Source organism: Cellulosimicrobium sp. KWT-B (genome assembly GCF_002127155.1).
Taxonomy (GTDB): domain Bacteria; phylum Actinomycetota; class Actinomycetes; order Actinomycetales; family Cellulomonadaceae; genus Cellulosimicrobium; species Cellulosimicrobium funkei.
Genome location: NZ_NEDO01000003.1, coordinates 474,478 through 492,952, shown reverse-complemented (window position 1 = coordinate 492,952; position 18,475 = coordinate 474,478). Strand labels below are relative to the sequence as shown.

The window sequence follows — 18,475 nt, the reverse complement described above, 5'->3', positions numbered from 1 at the left end:
GACGCGCTCAGGCGCGGCGCCGGTCCACCGTGCGCAGCACGAGCTTCCCGAGCTCGACGAGGACGAGGAAGGCGAGCGCGACGAGCGCGCACACCCCCCACTGGCCGCCGTCGAGGTCGACGGTGCCGAAGATCCGCTGCAGCCCGTCGAGCGTCGTGACGAGGAACGTGAGCCCGAGGGATGCGAGCAGGAGCACGACGAAGCGACCGTTCGCGAGCGTCTCGGACGACAGGATGCTCGCCCGCGGGTCCCGCCACTCGAGCGCGGCGACGACGTGCAGGAGCGACATCGCGGTGAGGCCCATCGTCGTCGCGACCGCGAGGTCGGCGTCGGCCTCGCCCCACGCGACGGCGACGAGCGTGCCGACGGCGATGAGCACGCCCCCGACCGCGAGCCGCACGCCGAGCGCACGCCCGATGACCGGCTCGGTGGGCGGTCGGGGCCGACGCCGCATGAGGCCGGGCGTCGCGGCGTCGAAGCCGAGGCCGACGGCGAGCAGCACGTCGATCGCGAAGTTGACCCACAGGATCTGCAGCGGCGTGAGCGGCGTGCCCCCGGCCACGGTGAAGATGCCCGCGCCGACGAACGTGAGGATGAACCCGACGAGAACGACCATCTGGAAGCGGATGTACTTCATGAGGTTGTCGTAGAGGCCGCGGCCGCCCTCGACCGCCGCCACGATCGTGGCGAAGTTGTCGTCGGTGAGGATCATCTCGGCGGCGTCCTTCGTCACCTCGGTGCCCGTGATCCCCATCGCGACGCCGATGTCCGCGCGCGTCAGGGCGGGGGCGTCGTTCACGCCGTCGCCCGTCATCGCGACCACGTCGCCCTTGCGCTTGAGCACGTCGACGAGCCGCACCTTGTCCTCCGGCGCCACGCGCGCCACCACGCCGATCTCGCCGACCTCCGCCTCGAGCCGCGCGTCGGACATCGCGGCGAACTCGGCGCCCGTGAGCGCGCGCCCCTCGATCCCGAGCTGCCCGGCGATCGCCGCCGCCGTGGTGACGTGGTCCCCCGTGATCATCCGCACCCGGATGCCGGCGTCCCGGCACTCGGCGATGGCGTCGCGCGCCTCGCGGCGCGGAGGGTCCACGATCCCGACGAGCGCGAGGAGCTCGAGGTCGCGCACCGCGTCGAGCAGGTCGCCCCGGAGCTCGTCGCGCGCGACGGTGCGCCGCGCGACGGCCAGGACGCGCATGCCCTCGCCCGCGAGCGCGTCGTTCTCCGCGAGGACGCGCGCGCGGCCCTCGTCGTCGAGGGGCGCCGACCCGCCGTCGGCCGTGAGGTACCGGGCCGAGCGGGCGAGCAGCACGTCCGGGGCGCCCTTGACGAAGCACACGAGCTCGCCGTCGATCTCGTGGAACGTCGCCATGAGCTTGTACGCGGCGTCGAACGGGACCTCCGCGACGCGCGGGTGCTCGGCGCGCGTCTCCTCGACGTCGAGCCCGGCCTTCGCCGCGAGGACGACGACCGCGCCCTCCGTGGGGTCGCCGATGCACTCGCCGTCGCGCACGACGGCGTCGCTCGCGAGCGCGAGCGGGAGCGCGACCGGTTCGAGCGGGACGTCGGTGGACCCGGCCGCCGCGAGGATGCGGCCGGTCGTGGAGTACCCCTCGCCGTCGACGGAGAACCGGCGCCCGGCGAGCACGAGCCGGCGCGCCGTCATCTGGTTGAGCGTGAGCGTCCCGGTCTTGTCGGAGCAGATCGCCGACGTCGACCCGAGCGTCTCGACGGACTTGAGGCGCTTGACGATCGCGCCCTCGTCGGCGAGCCGGCGGGTGCCGAGCGACAGGAGCATCGTCACGACGGCGGGCAGCCCCGTCGGGATCGCGGCGATCGCCAGGCTGATCCCGACCACGAAGAGGCTGTCGAAGTCCTCGCCGCGCACGAGCCCCAGCACGACGACCACGACGAGGGCGACCGCCGCCATGACCGTGATGATCACGGTGATGCGGTCGAGCTGGCGCGTGAGCGGCGACCTGTCCTGCTCGACCCCGCTGAGCATCCCGGAGATGCGGCCCACCTCGGTCGTCATCCCCGTGGCGGTCACGACCATCTCGCCGCGCCCGCGCGTGACCTGGGAGTTCATGTACGCCATGTCGGTGCGGTCGCCGAGGGGGGCGTCGTCCGCCGTGACCGCCGCGACGCCCTTCGCGACGGGCGTGCTCTCGCCGGTGAGCCCGGCCTCCTCGATCTCGAGCGAGGCGGCGACGAGCAGCCGCCCGTCCGCGGGGATCTTGCCGCCCGCCTCGAACCCGACGACGTCGCCCGGCACGAGCTCCTCGGCGGGCACCTGCTCCTGGCGCCCGTCGCGGCGCACGGTGGCCGTCATGACGAGCATCTGCTGGAGCGCGGCGACGCTCTGGGCCGCCTTGCCCTCCTGGTGCAGGCCCATGAGCGCGTTGAGGACGGTGAGGGCGAGCACGACGACGCCGGTCGTCACGTCCCCGAGCGCGATGATGCTCACGACCGCCGCGCCGACGAGGACGAGCTGCATGAGGTCGCGGTACTGGCGCAGGAAGGCCTGCCACGGCCGTTCCTTGCGCTCCTGCGCGAGCGCGTTCGGCCCGTAGCGCGCGCGCCGCTCGGCGACCTGCGCGGACGTCAGCCCGACGGCCGGGTCGACGTCGAGCGCCGCGCACACCGCCTCGGGCGGTGCCGTGTGCCAGGGGCCCGTGGGGGCCGGTGCCTGCTGTCGGGGGATCGGTGCAGCCGTCATCCTCGGCTCCTCTCGGGCGCTCGTCCCACCGTCGCAGCGGGCCCACGCGGGGTCCTCACCCGGCGGGGGTGAACGCCTCGCGGCGGCGCGGCACCGGTGCTCGACGTGCCGCCGACGCGGTCGCCCGACGCGCGTGCCGCCCGGCCCTCAGCCGCGCGACCCCACGAGCCCGCTCTCGTACGCGACGATCACGGCCTGCACCCGGTCGCGCACGCCCAGCTTGGCCAGCAGGTTGCCGACGTGCGTCTTCACGGTCGTCGCGGACAGCACGAGGCGGTCGGCGATCTCGGCGTTCGACATCCCCTCGGCCACGCACCGCAGGACGTCGAGCTCGCGCGGCGTGAGGGAGCGCAGCCGGGGGTCGAGGCCGTCGTCGACGGCCGGCTGCTCGCCCGCGGGCAGGTGCGGCGCGAAGAGGTCGAGCATGCGGCGCAGCACGCGGGGCGCGACGACCGAGCTCCCTGCCGCGACGGTGCGGATCGCCTCGACGAGCTCGTGCGGGCGCGCGTTCTTCAGCAGGAACCCGCTCGCCCCGGCGCGCAGCGCCGCGAACGCGTACTCGTCCACGTCGAACGTCGTGAGCACGAGCACGCGCGTCCCGGGGTGCTCGGCGACGACGCCCCGGGTCGCCTCGATGCCGTCCATGCCGGGCATCCGGACGTCCATGACGACGACGTCGGGGGCGAGGGCCGCGACCTGGTCGAGCGCGAGGCGTCCGTCGGAGGCCTCGCCCACCACCTCGAGGTCGGGCTCGGACTCGATGACGAGCCGGAAGCCCATCCGCAGCAGCGCCTGATCGTCGACGAGCAGCACGGTCGTCACGGTCGTCCTCCCTCGTCGTCGTGCACGTCGCGGTGCGGGTGCTCCTGCTCGGGGGCGCTCCGGGCCCCGACCTCGCCCGGGTCGCAGGGCAGGACCACGTGCACCGCCCAGCCGCCGCCCGGTCGCGGCCCCGCCTCGACGACGCCGCCGAGCAGCGCGGCGCGCTCGCGCATGCCCACGATCCCGCGCCCGGTCCCGCCGCCGGTCGCCGGACGCGTGCCGCCCTCGTCGCGGACGTCGATCTCGACCGCGCGCGCGGTGCGCCGCACCACGACCTCGGCCGCGGGCGTCCCGGGCGCGTGCCGCAGCACGTTGGTCAGGGCCTCCTGCACGATGCGCACGGCCCCGAGGCGCAGCGACGTGTCCGCGGGCAGCGCGACGTCGAGGCCGGTCGCCGCGACGGGCACGCCCGCAGCGCGGAACCGTGCGACGACGGCCGCGAGGTCCGTCCCGGTCGGCTCGACCGGGGTGCCGGGCCCGTCGCCGCCCTCCTCGGGGTCGAGCGCGCCGAGGACGCGCTGCATGTCGGCCAGCGCGTCCCGTCCCGTGCGGGACAGCTCGTGCAGGGCCTCGCGCGAGCGGTCCGGCGCCCGGTCGAGCGCCGCGCCCGCGCCGTCGGACAGCGCGACCATCACGGACACGCTGTGCGCGACGACGTCGTGCATCTCGCGCGCGATCCGCGCGCGCTCGGCGGCCCGGGCGAGCGCCGCGCTCTGGTCGCGGTCGCGCGCCATGGCGCGGTAGCGCGCGACGAGGTCCTCGTCGTGCAGCCGTCGTGCCCGTGCTCCCGACCCCGTGGCCATCCCCAGCAGCAGGAGCGCGAGCAGGAGCAGGACCGACACCGAGCGCCGGCCGGGGGAGAAGGGCGGCTGCGCGAGGTCGCGCACCGGGTCGCCGTCCGGCAGGACGATCGGGTCGCTCCACAGCAGCATCTCGGCGAGGCCGATGTCCTGCCACCACCACAGCGCGGCCACGACGACGGCGAGCACCGCCCCGCACACGACCCACGCCGTGCGGGGCGCGCGCTCGGCGGCCACGGTGTGCACCGCGCACGCGAGGCACACGCCGAGCACCCCGAGCACGCCCGCCGTCGCGAGCGACGCGACGGCCAGCACGGTGAGGGCCGCCGTGACGGTCAGCGGGCGCGACCGCCGGAGCAGGAGCAGGCCCGCCCCGAGGACGGCGCCGACGAGCCAGGCCGTGACGACCACCTGGGCCACGGGCTCGTCGGGGCGGAACAGCCCCAGCCCGGTGGACCCCTCGACCGTCGTGAGCGCGACCGCCGCGGTGACGAGCCCGAGCAGCGCGACCGCGCTCGCGAGCGCGAGGTCCGTCGCCCACGGGTGCCGCGCGAGCACGCGGCCGACGGCGCCGCGCCGCCGCACGTCGGGCTCGGCGCGCGGGCCGCCGTCGTGCGCCCCGGGCGCGGACGGGAGGGCGAGGGGCGACGAGGGCACGGGCCTACTCTCCCATCGGCCGTCGCGCGGCGCGTCAGACGACGTCATGGCGCCGCAGCCGGTACGCCGCCGCCGCGAGCAGCGCGGCGGCCCACGCCGCGAGGACGAGACCCCCGCCCCACGTGCCGAGGTGCGGTCCCAGGGCCGTCGCGTCGAGGGCGGCGAGCCGGGCGTCGTCCTGCAGCAGGCGCGCCCCCGCACCGGGCAGGAGGGCGCGCGCCGTGTCCGCGACGCGTCCCGGGTTCGTCGCGAGCAGGTGGTCGAGCACGACGAGCAGCACGACCCCGCCGACGAGCGCCCCGTCCGGCCGCCGCACGAGCGACCCCAGGCCCAGGCCCACGAGGGCGACCCCGGTCAGGTAGAGCACGAAGCCCGCCAGCACGCGCAGCGTCTCGCGGTCCGCGAGATCGAGCACGAGCGCGGCGTCCGCGCGCTGCCCGGCGGTCGCGGCGAGCGCCGCGCCCAGCGCGAGCACGGCGACGGCGAGCGCGGCCGCCGTCGTCACGAGCGCCTGTGCCGCGAGCACGGGCAGGCGGCGGGGGACCGCGGCGAACGTCACGCGCGCGGTGCCGGTCCGGAACTCTCCGGCGCCGACGCCCGCGCCGAGCACGAGGAAGCCGAGCTGGGCGAGCACGGACCCCGCGACGGCGAGCGGCGCCCCGGAGGACCCGGTGTCGGGCCGGGCGAACGCGCCCAGCGCCCACGCCGTCCCCGCCGCCGCGGCGACGGTCGCGAGCGCGAGCCAGGCCGTCGAGCGCAGGCTCGTCAGCTTGTCCCACTCCGCCGCGAGCACGCGGGGCAGGGTCACCTGCGGCCGGTCGGGCGCGGGCGCGGTGCGGGTCGGCGCCGGGGCCGTCGGGGGGATCGTCGCGGCCACGTCAGACCACGTCCCGCGTGCGCAGGCGGACGGCGGCCAGGGCGAGCGGGACGAGGACCCACGCCGCGAGGACGAGCCCCCCGCCGACGGCACCCAGGTCGGGTGCGCCCTCGACCGGGCCCTCGCCCGTGAGCAGGGACGCCGCCCCGGTGGGCAGGAACGTGACGACGGTGTTCACCGCCGCCTGCGCCGACGAGACGCCCGCGGGTGCCGCGAGCGGGTCGCCCGACAGGTCGGCCGCCAGCACGAGCGCGACCGGCAGCACGAGCACGACGAGCACCGCCGCGGTGAGCGCGGGGACGGGCCGCCGCACGAGCGCGCCGATCGCGAGGCCGAGCAGCGCCATGCCGGCGAGCAGGAGCGTCATCCCGACGAGGACCTGCGGCGTGCCGTCCCGGCCGAGGTCGAGCGCGAGGCCGCGCGCACGGGCCGACGGCAGCAGCGCGAGCACCGCCGCCCCGACCGCGAGCACCGCGGTGAGCAGCGCGAACGCGGCGGTCGCCGCCGTCTGCCCGACGAGCACGGGCCAGCGCCGCGGCTCGGCGACGAACGTCGTGCGGAACGTGCCCGTGCTGTACTCGCCCGTCCCGACGAGGACGCCCAGGACGAGCGGCGGCACCTGGGCCAGCAGCAGGCCCGACGTGAGGGAGCCGAGCGGGTCGAACCCCGGGTCCACGGACGACGCCTGGGCCGAGAGGTACGTCAGCACGGCCGAGACGACGACGGTGAGCGCGGCCGCCCACCACGACGAGCGCAGGCTCGTCAGCCTCGTCCACTCCGCGGCGACGGCGCGGCGGAGCGTGGGGCCACCGGCGCTCGCGGGCCGGGGCGCCGGGTGCGCACGTCGCGACGACGCGGTCGGTGCGGTGGGGGCGGTCATCGGGCACCTCCGGCCGACGCCAGGCCGGTCTCGCCCGCGGCGCGGCCGCGGTACTGGACGGCGTCGGCGGTGAGCCGCAGGTACGCCTCCTCGAGCGAGCCCGCCTCGCCCGCGAGCTCCTGCACCGGCGCGTCGGCGAGCAGCCGGCCCTGGCCGATGACGACGACGCGGTCGGCGCACAGCGCGAGCTCGTGCATGAGGTGCGACGACAGCAGCACCGCGCGGCCCTCCGCCGCGAGACCGCGCACGAGCCCGCGCACCCACAGCACGCCGTCGGGGTCCAGGCCGTTGACGGGCTCGTCGAGGACGAGCGTGCCGGGGTCGCCGAGGAGCGCGCCCGCGATGCCGAGGCGCTGGCCCATCCCGAGCGAGAACGTGCCCGCGCGTCGCCCCGCGACGCTCTCGAGGCCGGTCATCCCGATCACCTCGTCCACGCGCGCCCGCCCGATCCCGTGGGTGCGGGCGAGCGCCGTCAGGTGGCGGAACGCCGTGCGGCCCGGGTGCACGGAGCGCGCGTCGAGCATGACCCCGACCGCGCGCAGGGGCGCCGGCAGGTCCGCGTACCGGCGGCCGTCCACGGTCGCCGTGCCGGAGGTCGGGCGCTCCAGCCCGACGACGACGCGCATCGTCGTGGACTTCCCGGCACCGTTCGGGCCGAGGAAGCCCGTCACGGTCCCGGGCCGCGCCGTGAACGTCAGCCCGTCCACCGCCGTCGTGGGTCCGTAGCGCTTCGTCAGCGCCTCCACCTGGATCATCGGTCCTCCCGTCGTCCGCGGGCCTGGTCGTCGGGCACCGCCGTCGTCGACGCTACGGACGCCTGCGGGGCCCCGGCTCGGGCGGTCGGCCGAGATCCGCGACCCTCCCGCCTCCTCCTCGGGGAGGAGGAGGTCGTGCCGGGGTGGGACGAGCGTGCCCAGGTGGGACGGTCCTGCCCGGGCGGACGGGGCGCGGCGCGGGCGCGCACGACGACGGTCAGGCGGTGGCGGTCCTCGCCGCTACCCGGGCGCCCGCGTCCCATCCCGGTGCGCGCCCGCCGCCCGGGGGGACGTGGTCGGTCGCGAGCCCTGCCCGGGCGAGGGACCACGCGACGAGCGAGTTCGAGTTCCACATCTCGCCCCCGCCGGGCGGCCGCCGACCCCACGTGAGCGGCGGGACGCCGCGCACCGCCCGCAGGATCCGCACGACCGCGGCGGCGTCGCGCGTGACGACGACGGGTCGCCCGACGGCGTGCTCCCGGTCGGGGATGGCGCCGTGCGCCCAGCAGCGCACCTCGTACCGGAACCAGCGGGAGCGGCCCAGCGGCCGCAGACCCACGGGGCCGGTCACGACGACGCCCCGGTCGCACACCGGGCCGCCCCACGCGGGGGTCATCTCGACGACGTACGGCACCCCGTCGCAGCGCAGGCCCAGCGCCGCGTGGAACAGCGGGCGGGGACGCCGCCGCGCGAGCAGCGCGGCGGCGCGCTCCCACGCGGCGCTCGTGCGGCGGACGACGTGGCCCCCCGCCCCGACGGGCAGCCAGAGGAGCTCCGCCCGGTCGTCGCCGGGCGTGGTCGCGGTCACGCCCCGACGCTACGGCACCCGGGTCCGCGCGGGAGCGGTAGGCTCGGGGGCATGCTTCCGGCGTGAGAGCGCCGGCGGGATCCGAATGAGACAGCGGATCGAGAGGCCCCGTCGCTCCACACGACGGGGCCTCTCGCTGTCCCGGCGCGTCCTGCCGCCCGGCCGGGTGCCGTGCCTCACCGGACAGGGGAGGGCGCGGCGTCCGCTCCCGGCAGGAACGGGCCGAAGATGGCGGCGACCGCTGCGGCGGCCCCGGCGGCGTCCTGCCGCGCGACGGCCTCGACCAGCTCGTGGTGGTGGCGGTGCGCCGCCTCGTCGTCCTCGTTCTCCTCGTCGCGCATGTGCACGGTGAAGACGTCGAGCATGCTCGAGTAGAGCGTGACGTAGAGCGGGTTGTGCGTCGCGGCGACGATCGCGCGGTGCAGGTCGAGGTCGGCGCGCGCGCGGGCGTCGCGGTCGTCGGCCTCCCAGGCCGCCTCCCGCCGGTCGCGCAGCTCGCGCAGGTGCTCGACGTCGTCGTCCGAGCGGCTCGCCGCGGCGAGCGAGGCGGCGGTGCTGTCGAGGGCGAGCCGGAGCTCGAGGTAGTGGCGGCGGCTGCCGCCTGCGAGCTGGCGCTCCAGGGTGCCGGTCAGCTCGGAGCTCGAGATGACGAACGTGCCGCGGCCCTGCTCGCGGCGCAGCAGCCCGGCGTGCACGAGAGACTGCAGCGCCTCGCGCACGGTGTTGCGCCCGACGCCGAACTCCGCCACGAGCGCGGCCTCCGTGGGGATCCGTTCGCCGACCGCCCAGCGACCCGAGACGATCTCGTCCCGGAAGCGCGCCGCGGCCTGGTCGATGAGGCCTACTCGACGCATCGGTCCGCCTGTGCCAGACTGCTCCAGATTCATCCCATGATCCCATCATCCGCCGACCTCAGTGTGGAGTGTAGCGTGACGACCCTCTCTCCCTCCCGGCCCCGCGTGCGCCCCGGACGCCTCACTCTCTGGGCGGGTCTCGCCGTCGCGCTGACGGCCCTCAACCTCCGGACGGCGGTGACCGGGTTCACCCCGCTGCTGGAGACGGTGGGCGCCGACCTCGGGTTCGGGGTCGCCGTCGCGGGGCTGCTCGGCACGGTCCCCGCGGCGTCGTTCGCCGTGTTCGGCTTCCTCGCGCCCGCGGTCACGCGGTGGTTCGGGCCTGAGCGCACGGCCACCGTGGCGCTGGGTCTCACCGCGCTGTCCCTCGTGCTGCGCGCGGCCTCCCCGACGACGACCGTGCTCGTCCTGTCGACGGTGCTCGCGCTCGCGGGCATCGGGGCGGCCAACGTCGTCATCGTGCCGCTGGTGAAAGCGTGGTTCTCCGACCGGCTCGCGCTGTGGACCTCGCTCTACCTCCTCCTCATGCAGACGGGGCAGTTCGTCGCCCCGCTGCTCGCGGTCCCGGTCGCCGAGGCGAGCAGCTGGCGCCTGTCCGTGGGGCTCTGGGCCGGGCCCGCCGCCGTGGCCGCCGTCGTCTGGCTCCTGCTCGCGCTCCGGCTGCCCGCCGCCCACCACGCGCCCGCACCCGCCGCGGCGGCCGGCACGCGCCTCCGGGTGGGCCGGTCGTCCACCGCGTGGGGCCTCGTCGGCCTCTTCGCCATGATGTCGCTGTCGAACTACGCGATCATCACGTGGGTGCCGGCCGTCCTCACCGACGCCGGGGGCAGCGCGGCGCTCGGCGGTTCCATGGTCGCGCTGTACTCGGCGTGGGGAGTGCTCGCGGCGCTGGTGGTGCCCCAGGTCGCCACCCGGATGACGAACCCGTTCGTCGTCGTGGTCGCGTGCTCGGTGGTGCTCGTCGCCGGGTACCTGGGTCTCCTGCTCTCCCCGCTCGACGGCACGGTGGTGTGGGTGTGCGCCCTCGGCATCGGGGTGAGCACCTTCCCCCTGTGCATGACGCTCATCAACCGGCGCACGCGGACGGCCCAGGCGGCGTCGGCCGTGTCCGGCTTCGTCCAGGGCATCGGGTACGGGATCGCCTGCTTCGGGCCCCTCGGGCTCGGCCTGCTGCGCGAGGCGACCGGCTCGTGGTCCGTCCCGCTCGTCGTGCTCGCCGCGACCGCCGTCCCCGGGGTCGTGGCCGGCTGGTTCGCCTGCCGACCCCGCTTCGTCGACGACGCCGTCGTCATCGCCGACCGTCCGGCGGACGACGTGGAGGACCGCGCGGCCGGCGCGTGACGCCGCACGCGGGCTCGGGGCGGCGCCCGGCCGACGCGCCGCGGCCGGACCGGGCCCGTACGGTCGGACGATGACCGACCCGCGCGACCGGCCGTACGTGGCCGGCCTGCTCGTCCTGACCGTGGCGACGGGCGTCGTCGACGCGGTGAGCTACCTCGCGCTCGACCAGGTGTTCACCGGCAACATGACGGGCAACGTGCTCTTCGTCGGGTTCGCCGCCGCCGGTGCGGGCGGGATCCCGCTGCTCAACAACGTCGTCGCGCTCGTCGCCTTCGTCCTCGGCGCCGCCCTGTGCGGGGCGCTGCTCCGCGGGCGCGCCGACGACGCGCGGATGCCGCGGCGCGCGCTCGGCGTGCTCGCCGGGGGAGCGGTGCTCGTGGTCGCGGGCGGCGCGCTGTGGCTCGCCGTCGGGCGCCTGCCCACGCCCGCGGTCCTGGCCCTCACCGCCGCCCTCGCGCTCGTGATGGGCGCCCAGGCGGTCGCCGCGCGGGGCGCCCACGTCCAGGACGTCTCGACCGTCGTCGTCACCACGACGCTCGTGAACCTCGCCCTCAGCAGGCCGCTCGCGGGCGGGTCCGGAGAGGGCGCGGCCCGACGCGCGGGGGCCGTGCTCGCGATGGGCACGGGCGCGGCCGTCGGCGCCGTCGTCGTGCGGTCGTGGTCCGGTGCGGCCGGCCTGCTGCTGGCGGGCCTCCTCGTCGCGGTCGGCACGACGACGCTCGCCCTGGCCCGCCGCCACGACGCCGTGGCGCCGCGCTGACGCGCCCGACGGACTCGCCGGGCGCCTCAGCCGCGCTCCGGCTGCCAGCCCTCGGTCCCGCGGCTAGCCTCGCGGGACGGCACCCTCGGAGGGAGAGCGGGATGAGCCAGGGACGAGTGGTCGTGGTCACCGGCGCGGCGCGCGGGATCGGGCGCGCGACGGCGGTCGCGTTCGCGCGGGCGGGCTACCGGGTCGCCGGCCTCGACATCGCGGCCGTCGCGAGCCGCGCGCTCGAGTACGAGCCCGCGAGCCCGGCCGACCTCGCGCGGACCGGCGAGCTCGTGGAGGAGGCCGGGGCGTCGTGGCTGCCGCTGGTCGCCGACCAGCGCGACCTCGCTGCCGTGCGCGCGGCGCTCGGGGAGGTCGTCGAGCGGTTCGGCGGCCTCGACGTCGTGTTCGCCAACGCCGGGATCCAGGGCTTCGCCTCGGTCCTCGACATGAGCGACGAGCTCTGGCACGACACGATCGACGTCAACCTCACCGGCACCGCGAACGTGCTGCGCGCCGCGGCGCCGCTGCTCGTCGAGCGCGGCGGCGGGCGGATCATCCTCACCTCGTCGACCCAGGGTCAGCACGGCACGCTCGAGGGCAGCGCGTACTCGGCCTCCAAGTGGGGGCTCATCGGCCTGATGAAGTCCGCGGCGCTCGACCTCGGCCCCCACGGGATCACCGTGAACGCCGTGATCCCCGGCCTGATCGACACCGCCCTGACGCGCCACGAGGAGCGGTACGCCCAGGCCCTGGAGTCGTCGGGGAAGGCGCCCACCGGCGACGTCGCCCGCGACGAGCAGGCGGCCGCCGCCGGGCTGGCGAGCAAGCTCCCCCTCGGGGTGCCGTGGCTCGCGCCGGAGGACGTCGCCCCGGCCGTCGTCTTCCTCGCCTCGCCGGAGGCGTCCATGATCAGCGGCACGAGCCTCGCGGTCACCGGCGGCGACAGCGCCAACGTCACGGCGTGAGCCGACGCGCGGGGCGCGGCCCCTCCGGTGCTCAGGCACCTCAGGCTCGGAGCACCCGGGGCTGAGGAGGTGCGGCGCGCGCTGAGGCCCCGGGGCGGGTCGGGACGGCGCGTTCGACCGATCCGGGACGGGGCGCCTCAGGACGAGCGTGAGCACCATGCCCGCCATCGACCCGCAGCTGCCCGTCCTCGTCCGCACGGCCCGTCTCGTCGGCACCTTGGTGCTGAGCATCGGCGCGGCGGTCGCCCTCGTCGCGTGCGCGGCAGCCACCGACCCTATCGACCCGTCCGTCGCGGACCGCACGTATCTCGGGCTGCCCGCCGAGGGCGGCGAGGTGCACCCGTGGTCCGACGCCGAGACCCCGGCCGTCGGCTACGCGCGCGGCGGCGAGCCGCAGACCGTGAACGTCGTGACGTTCGGGTCGAGCTCGTGCCCGCTCGTCCCGGTCGACTACACGTGGGACGCCGAGGAGCGCGCGCTGAGCTTCCGCCTCGGTCGCCGGGCGGGCACCGACGAGCGCCCCTGCACCCTCGACACCGCGCCGTCGACGAGCGTCGTCGTCGTGCCCGGCCTGCCCGCGGACGAGGCCGTGATGATCCTCACCTCGGGCGACGACGTCGTCCTCCCGCCGGGGCGCTGACACCACGTGCGCGCCAGGGGACTGGCGCGCGCCGCGGGGACGACGAAGGCCCCTGGTCTGCGTCTCCGCAGGCCAGAGGCCTCGATCATGGTGTCCGGAGGGGGACTTGAACCCCCACGCCCGATAAAGGGCACTAGCACCTCAAGCTAGCGCGTCTGCCATTCCGCCACCCGGACGAGTGGACCTTCCCGGCGTTTCCGCCGTTCGGGTGCGGGGAAAAACATAGCACGGTTCGGGGGTGGTCCTCACATCGCCGTCACGGCCCGGACCAGGGCCGCGACCTCGACCGCTACCTCGACCGCGACCTCGACGTGATCTCGGGCGAGGCCGTGCGCGGCGCCCGGCGTGCGGGGACGACCTGGGGCAGACTGGGCGGATGGTGGCCACGACGCGACGGAGGCACGCGTGACGGACGAGCAGCGACCCGCAGCAGGCCCGGCACCGACACCTCGGCCGGGCTCCGGCTCCGACCGCTCGGCGGCGTCGGTCAAGCACCTCGCCGGGGCGTCGAGCGCGGCGCGCAAGGTCGCCGGGGCGCGTCGCAACCCGTCGGTGGTGGGGTACGACGAGACGGTCCCCGCCTGGCTGCGCACGACGGCCGGCTGGTCGTGGCGCCTGCTCATGATCGTCGCGGCCGTCGCGCTCGTCTTCTTCGCGACCGCGCAGGTGCAGCTCGTGTTCGTGGCGGTCTTCCTCGCGCTCGTCATCACGTCCGTGCTGCGACCGGTGACCGACTTCTACAGCAGGATCATGCCGCGCGGCCTGGCCACGGGGCTCGCGATCCTCACGGCCCTGCTCTTCTTCGCGGGCCTGCTGACGTACGTCATCACGTCGGTCGCGGGCCAGTGGCAGAGCCTCGCGGAGCAGTTCGACCAGGGCATCGAGCAGATCTTCGACTTCCTCGAGAACGGCCCGCTGCCGGTCACGATCACCGCGGACGACGTCAACGGCTGGATCGACAACGGGCGCCAGTGGCTCACGGAGCACGGCGGCGACATCGCGAGCCAGGCCGCGGCGAGCGCGGGCTCGGTCTTCGAGGCGTTCGCGGCGATCGCGCTCGCGATCTTCTGCACGGTGTTCTTCCTCGCCCGCGGCAAGGACATGTGGACGTGGTTCCTCAACCAGCTCCCGTCGCGCTCGCGCGACAGCTGGAAGATCGCGGGCGGCGCCGGCTGGTACACCTTCTCCGGCTACGCGCGCGGCACGGTGATCATCGCGCTCGTCGACGGCATCCTCGCGGGGGTCTTCCTCGCGATCCTCGGCGTCCCGCTCGCGGCCCCGCTCGCCGTCCTCGTGTTCATCGGGGCGTTCATCCCGATCATCGGCGCCCCGCTCGCGATGATCATCGCCGCGATCGTCGCGCTCGCGGCCAAGGGCTTCCTCATCGCGCTGATCGTGACGATCGGCATCGCGCTCATCGGGCAGTTCGAGGGCCACGTGCTGCAGCCGCTCGTCATGGGCAAGCAGGTGTCGCTCCACCCGGTGGTGGTCGCGATCGCCGTGACGGCGGGCACGCTGCTGGCCGGGATCCTCGGCGCGGTCGTGTCGGTGCCGCTCGTCGCGGTCGCGTGGTCGGTGTTCTCGCACCTGCGGCACAAGGACCCACCGATGGAGGACGAGCTGCCGACGGCGAAGGAGATCGCCCTCGGGGACGTCGGCCCGGGCGTGACGCCGCCCCCGGAGGGCGCGACGAGCTGACCGCCGCGCCGTCCCCGCCCGGACGGCGCCCGGCCGGGACGCGTCGACCCGTGCGCTGCCGCGCCGCGGGGCCGGGACCGGGATCACCGCGGGACGGCGGAGACCCCCGCGTCGAGCCGGACCGAGACGTGCACGGTGTCCCCGACGTCCTTGCCGGTCGCGGCTCGCACGGACCGGAGCACGGCGAGCAGGTGCGGGCCGCCGTAGGCGACGAGGGACGCGTGGTACGCGACGTCGTCGATCGCCGCGAGAACGGGGACCCGGCCGCGCGTCCCGAACAGGTCGAGGACGTCGACGGGGAGCGCGACGAACGCTCCCGACCGTGTCCCGGCGGCGACCACCACGGCGTCGAACTCCACCGGGCCGGGGTCCGTCCACGTGGGCATGGCGTCGACCGTAGCGGAGAGCGCGGACGCGGGGAACGGGCCGCCCGGGCGATTTCCGCGCGGCCCGGTCAGCCGGCCTCGGGCCCGGCCGACCGGCCGTCGGCTCGTGCGCGCCCGGTGCCGCGGCGGACGAGCGTCACCACGACCGCGGCCGCGGCGAGCAGTGCCGGTGCGACGAGCGACGCCCCCGCGAGGAGCAGCAGCACCGCCGTCAGGGCCGTCGCGACCGCGGCGAGCCACCAGCCGGGAGAGCGTCGGGGGAGCAGGCGCAGCGCCGCCACCATGCCAAGCGCGTAGACGGCCACCATGCTGCTCGTGTGGACCCGGACGAACGGCTCGAGGTCGAGCCCCGTGGCGACGAGCACCGCGAGGTAGCCCGTCGCGAGCGCGAGCGTGACGGCCAGCGCGCGGCGCGGGACCCCCGCACGGCCCGAGAGCGCGGCGAGCGGGCGCGGGAGGTCGCCGTCCCGGGCGAGCGCCTGCCCGAGGTTCGCGAACGCGGCGAGGTAGGCGGTGAGCACCCCGGACGTGACGACCGCGGCGACGACGCCCACGAGCACCGGACCCGCCCCGGGTGCGCCCACGCGCGCGAGGTCGAGGAGCGCGACCGTCCCCGTCGCCGCGTCCGCGCCGAGCACCCCGACCGTCGTGACCTGGAGCGCCAGGTACGCGACGCCGACCACGACGAGCGCCACGCCCGTCGCGGCGGGGATCGTGCGCCGCGGGTCGCGGAAGTCGGCCGAGACGTGCGTGCCGACCTCCCACCCCGCGAACGCCCACACGAACAGGCTCACGGCGGAGCCCACGCCGGACCACCCCTCGCTGAGGAACGGCGTGAAGCGCTCGGCGCTCGTCGCCGGCGCCGCCGCTGCGACGACCACGACGACGGCCCCGAGCAGGAGCGTCGTCAGGCCGAGCTGGACGGCACCGGCCACGCGCACCCCGAGCGCGACGGCGAGCGCCGGCACGACGACCAGCGCGACCGCCACGACCGGGACGACGGCGCGGTCCGCCCCGACGACGGCGACGACGTACTCGGCCCCGAGCACCGCGACGACGGGGACGCCCGCGCACACGCCGAGGAAGAACCAGTACCCGGTGGCGCGGGCCGCCGTCGGGCCGAGCGCCGCGCGCACCGCGCTCGCGACCCCGCCCCGGTCCGGGTGCCGTGCGGCGAGCGCGGCGAACGTCCCCGCGAGCGGCACGCTCGCCACGAGGACGAGCGCGACGGCGAGCACGGACGCAGGCCCGGCGACGCGCGTCGCGAGGCCCGGCAGCGCGAGGACGCCGGTCCCGAGGACGCTCGCGACGTACAGCGCGCTGCCGCGCGCGAGGCCCAGCGTGCCCGCCGGGGTCTGGGTCGGGGTCTGGGTCGGGGTCGGGGCCGGGGCCGGGGCCGGGGCGGAGCCGAGCGGGCTGGTGGGCAGATCCCGTCCGGAGCGGGAGGCCGCGCCGCGCGTCGGGGCGGGCAGTGCTGTCGTGCGGGAGGTCGTCGGGTCCACCCGCCCACCCTGGCAACGACGGCGGGGCCGGACGAGTGGCAGTCAAGACACGCAGGCACAAGATCCTGCCACCCTGCGCACGAAGGCCGCCTGCGGCCACACTGGACCATGAGGATCGGGATACCCACCGAGGTCAAGAACCACGAGGACCGCGTCGCGCTCACCCCCGCCGGCGCGCACCACCTCGTGCGGGCCGGGCACGACGTGCTCGTCCAGTCCGGGGCCGGGACGGGCTCCCACCTGCCCGACGCGGAGTTCGAGAGCGCGGGCGCGCGCATCGTGCCGACCGCCGAGGAGGTCTGGGGCGAGGCGGAGCTCGTCTGCAAGGTCAAGGAGCCGGTCGCGAGCGAGCACCGCTTCCTGCGCGACGACCTGCTGCTCTTCGCCTACCTCCACCTCGCCGCCGACGCGGCGTGCACGCGCGCCCTGCTCGACGCCGGCACCACCGCCGTCGCCTACGAGACCGCCCAGGCCCCGGACGGCACCCTCCCGCTCCTGGCGCCCATGAGCGAGGTCGCCGGACGCATGGCGACCCAGGTCGGCGCGTGGCTCCTCCAGCGCCCGGCAGGCGGCCGCGGCGTCCTGCTCGGCGGCGTGCCCGGGACGCGACCCGGTCGGGTCGTCGTGCTCGGGGGCGGCACCGCCGGACGCCACGCCGCCGAGATCGCCGTGGGCATGCGCGCCGAGGTCACGGTCGTCGACCTCGCGCTGCCCGTGCTGCGCGCCGTCGACCGAGAGTTCTCCGGGCACGTGCGCACCGTGGTGTCGAACGCGTACGCGATCGAGCGCGAGGTGCTGGAGGCGGACCTCGTCGTCGGCGCCGTGCTCGTCGCGGGGGCGCGCGCCCCGCGCCTCGTCACCGACGACCTCGTCGCGCGGATGCGGCCCGGCGCCGTGCTCGTGGACGTCGCCGTGGACCAGGGCGGGTGCTTCGAGGGGTCGCGGCCCACGACCCACGACGACCCGACCTTCGCCGTCCACGGCACGACGTTCTACTGCGTCGCGAACATGCCCGGCGCGGTCCCCGTGACGAGCACGCTCGCGCTGACCAGCGCGACGCTCCCGTACCTCGCGGCGCTCGCGGACGGCGGGGTCGACGCGGTGCGGGAGGACCCGCTCCTGCGGTCGGGGGCGTCCACCCACCGCGGCGCGCTCCTCAACGCGGCGGTGGCCGCCGCGCACGACCTGCCGTGGACGCCCGTGGAGGACGCCCTGCCCCGGTGACCCTCGCGGGTCCGGGCACGGTCGAGAGCGGCCGTCGCTACGATCACCCGGGCGGCGAGTCCGGGTGACGCCGCGCGGCACGGCGTGCCAGGCTCGGGCGGGTGCACCCCTTCGCCCTCGACGACGGCCGCGTCCACCTGTCCACCCCGACCCTCGACGACGTCGATGCGATCACGGCCGCGTGCCAGGACCCGGACGTCGCCGCGTGGACGGTGGTGCCGTCGCCGTACACGCGCGCGGACGCGGTGCAGTTCGTGCAGGAGCACGTCGGTCCCGGGTGGGAGCGCGGGGACGTCCTCACGTGGGGCGTGCGCGAGAGCGCGGGCCGCTCGGGCATCCCCGGCCCCGACGGCGTGAGCCCGCTCCTCGGCATGATCGGCCTCAGCCTCGACGACGCGCCCGAGGGACGGCGGTCGGCCGAGATCGGCTACTGGACCGCCCCCGGCGCCCGGGGCCGGGGCCTCATGACGGCCGCGGGCCGCCTCGTCGTGGACTGGGCGTTCGACCCGGAGGGGGCGGGTCTCGCGCGGCTCTTCTGGCAGGCGTACGTCGGCAACTGGCCCTCGCGCCGGACCGCGTGGCGCCTCGGGTTCCGGGTCGAGGGCACGGTGCGCGGCTTCGCGCTGCAGCGCGGCGAGCGACGCGACGCGTGGCTCGGCACGCTCCTGCCCGACGACCCGCGCGAGCCCGCGGAGCCGTGGCCGGGGGACGCGCCGTCGTCGGGCCGCGCGGCCTGACGCCCTACCGCCGCCGTGCTCCGGACGGCGGGGTGTCCGTTTCCGTCGCGCCTGCCCGC

The 18,475-nt window shown here is 76.5% G+C and carries 17 protein-coding genes and 1 tRNA gene; 7 read left to right on the top strand and 11 right to left on the bottom strand.

All coding sequences use genetic code 11. From position 1 onward, the window contains the following. Positions 1-7: 7 nt before the first annotated feature. The 8 genes from B9L22_RS12150 to B9L22_RS12115 all read right to left on the bottom strand — a co-directional run bounded on the left by B9L22_RS12150 (position 8) and on the right by B9L22_RS12115 (position 9,172). The gene (locus tag B9L22_RS12150; protein ID WP_086150542.1) at positions 8-2,719 is read right to left on the bottom strand and encodes an HAD-IC family P-type ATPase; all 2,712 of its coding nucleotides are present in this window, start codon (positions 2,717-2,719) and stop codon (positions 8-10) included. A gap of 147 nt (positions 2,720-2,866) precedes the next feature. Then, positions 2,867-3,541 carry a response regulator transcription factor gene (locus B9L22_RS12145; RefSeq protein ID WP_086150541.1) on the bottom strand — a complete coding sequence of 225 codons (675 nt, stop codon included), beginning with the start codon at positions 3,539-3,541 and terminating at the stop codon, positions 2,867-2,869. Then, on the bottom strand, positions 3,538-4,998 hold the full coding sequence (locus B9L22_RS12140; protein ID WP_233140069.1) for a sensor histidine kinase: 1,461 nt from the start codon (positions 4,996-4,998) through the stop codon (positions 3,538-3,540). The genes B9L22_RS12145 and B9L22_RS12140 overlap by 4 nt, the downstream gene beginning before the upstream one ends. 34 nt (positions 4,999-5,032) lie before the next feature. Further along, positions 5,033-5,875 (bottom strand): hypothetical protein, encoded by an 843-nt coding sequence (locus tag B9L22_RS12135; RefSeq protein ID WP_233140068.1) that lies wholly within the window; start codon positions 5,873-5,875, stop codon positions 5,033-5,035. Between the two features lies 1 nt (position 5,876). Then, complete coding sequence (locus B9L22_RS12130; protein WP_086150539.1) at positions 5,877-6,755, bottom strand: ABC transporter permease subunit; 879 nt, start codon at positions 6,753-6,755, stop codon at positions 5,877-5,879. After that, the gene (locus tag B9L22_RS12125; RefSeq protein ID WP_086150538.1) at positions 6,752-7,510 is read right to left on the bottom strand and encodes an ABC transporter ATP-binding protein; all 759 of its coding nucleotides are present in this window, start codon (positions 7,508-7,510) and stop codon (positions 6,752-6,754) included. The genes B9L22_RS12130 and B9L22_RS12125 overlap by 4 nt, the downstream gene beginning before the upstream one ends. Positions 7,511-7,727: 217 nt before the next feature. Further along, positions 7,728-8,318, bottom strand: coding sequence for a hypothetical protein (locus B9L22_RS12120; protein WP_086150537.1), 591 nt, complete (start codon positions 8,316-8,318; stop codon positions 7,728-7,730). Positions 8,319-8,494: 176 nt separating this feature from the next. After that, the gene (locus B9L22_RS12115; protein ID WP_043652628.1) at positions 8,495-9,172 is read right to left on the bottom strand and encodes a FadR/GntR family transcriptional regulator; all 678 of its coding nucleotides are present in this window, start codon (positions 9,170-9,172) and stop codon (positions 8,495-8,497) included. A gap of 75 nt (positions 9,173-9,247) precedes the next feature. Here B9L22_RS12115 and B9L22_RS12110 point away from each other — a divergent pair, with 75 nt between their 5' ends. The 4 genes from B9L22_RS12110 (at position 9,248) to B9L22_RS12095 (ending at position 12,869) form a co-directional block, all read left to right on the top strand. Beyond that, a complete protein-coding gene (locus B9L22_RS12110; protein ID WP_158097204.1) occupies positions 9,248-10,513 on the top strand; it encodes a CynX/NimT family MFS transporter in 1,266 nt (421 codons plus the stop codon). A 70-nt stretch (positions 10,514-10,583) separates the two neighbouring features. After that, positions 10,584-11,273, top strand: coding sequence for a YoaK family protein (locus B9L22_RS12105; protein ID WP_086150535.1), 690 nt, complete (start codon positions 10,584-10,586; stop codon positions 11,271-11,273). Positions 11,274-11,374: 101 nt separating this feature from the next. Next, positions 11,375-12,229, top strand: a complete 855-nt coding sequence (locus B9L22_RS12100) for an SDR family NAD(P)-dependent oxidoreductase (protein ID WP_086150534.1) — start codon at positions 11,375-11,377, stop codon at positions 12,227-12,229. 148 nt (positions 12,230-12,377) lie between these two features. Then, positions 12,378-12,869, top strand: a complete 492-nt coding sequence (locus B9L22_RS12095; protein ID WP_143317268.1) for a hypothetical protein — start codon at positions 12,378-12,380, stop codon at positions 12,867-12,869. Positions 12,870-12,957: 88 nt separating this feature from the next. Here the strand turns inward: B9L22_RS12095 and B9L22_RS12090 are convergent. Continuing rightward, positions 12,958-13,045: transfer RNA gene (locus B9L22_RS12090), tRNA-Leu, on the bottom strand. Between the two features lie 379 nt (positions 13,046-13,424). On the opposite strand from B9L22_RS12090, the gene B9L22_RS12085 reads away from it, so the two are divergent. Then, positions 13,425-14,567, top strand: coding sequence for an AI-2E family transporter (locus B9L22_RS12085; protein ID WP_086150692.1), 1,143 nt, complete (start codon positions 13,425-13,427; stop codon positions 14,565-14,567). 83 nt (positions 14,568-14,650) lie between these two features. Here B9L22_RS12085 and B9L22_RS12080 read toward each other — a convergent pair whose 3' ends face one another. Both B9L22_RS12080 and B9L22_RS12075 read right to left on the bottom strand, forming a co-directional pair. After that, positions 14,651-14,953: a DUF1905 domain-containing protein gene (locus B9L22_RS12080; protein WP_086150532.1), complete on the bottom strand. Its 303-nt coding sequence runs from the start codon at positions 14,951-14,953 to the stop codon at positions 14,651-14,653. A gap of 68 nt (positions 14,954-15,021) precedes the next feature. After that, positions 15,022-16,455, bottom strand: a complete 1,434-nt coding sequence (locus tag B9L22_RS12075; RefSeq protein WP_233140063.1) for an APC family permease — start codon at positions 16,453-16,455, stop codon at positions 15,022-15,024. A 108-nt stretch (positions 16,456-16,563) separates the two neighbouring features. On the opposite strand from B9L22_RS12075, the gene ald reads away from it, so the two are divergent. Next, positions 16,564-17,679 (top strand): alanine dehydrogenase, encoded by a 1,116-nt coding sequence (ald, locus tag B9L22_RS12070; RefSeq protein WP_086150531.1) that lies wholly within the window; start codon positions 16,564-16,566, stop codon positions 17,677-17,679. 101 nt (positions 17,680-17,780) lie between these two features. After that, positions 17,781-18,416 carry a GNAT family N-acetyltransferase gene (locus tag B9L22_RS12065; protein WP_086150530.1) on the top strand — a complete coding sequence of 212 codons (636 nt, stop codon included), beginning with the start codon at positions 17,781-17,783 and terminating at the stop codon, positions 18,414-18,416. The last annotated feature ends 59 nt before the right edge of the window (positions 18,417-18,475 follow it).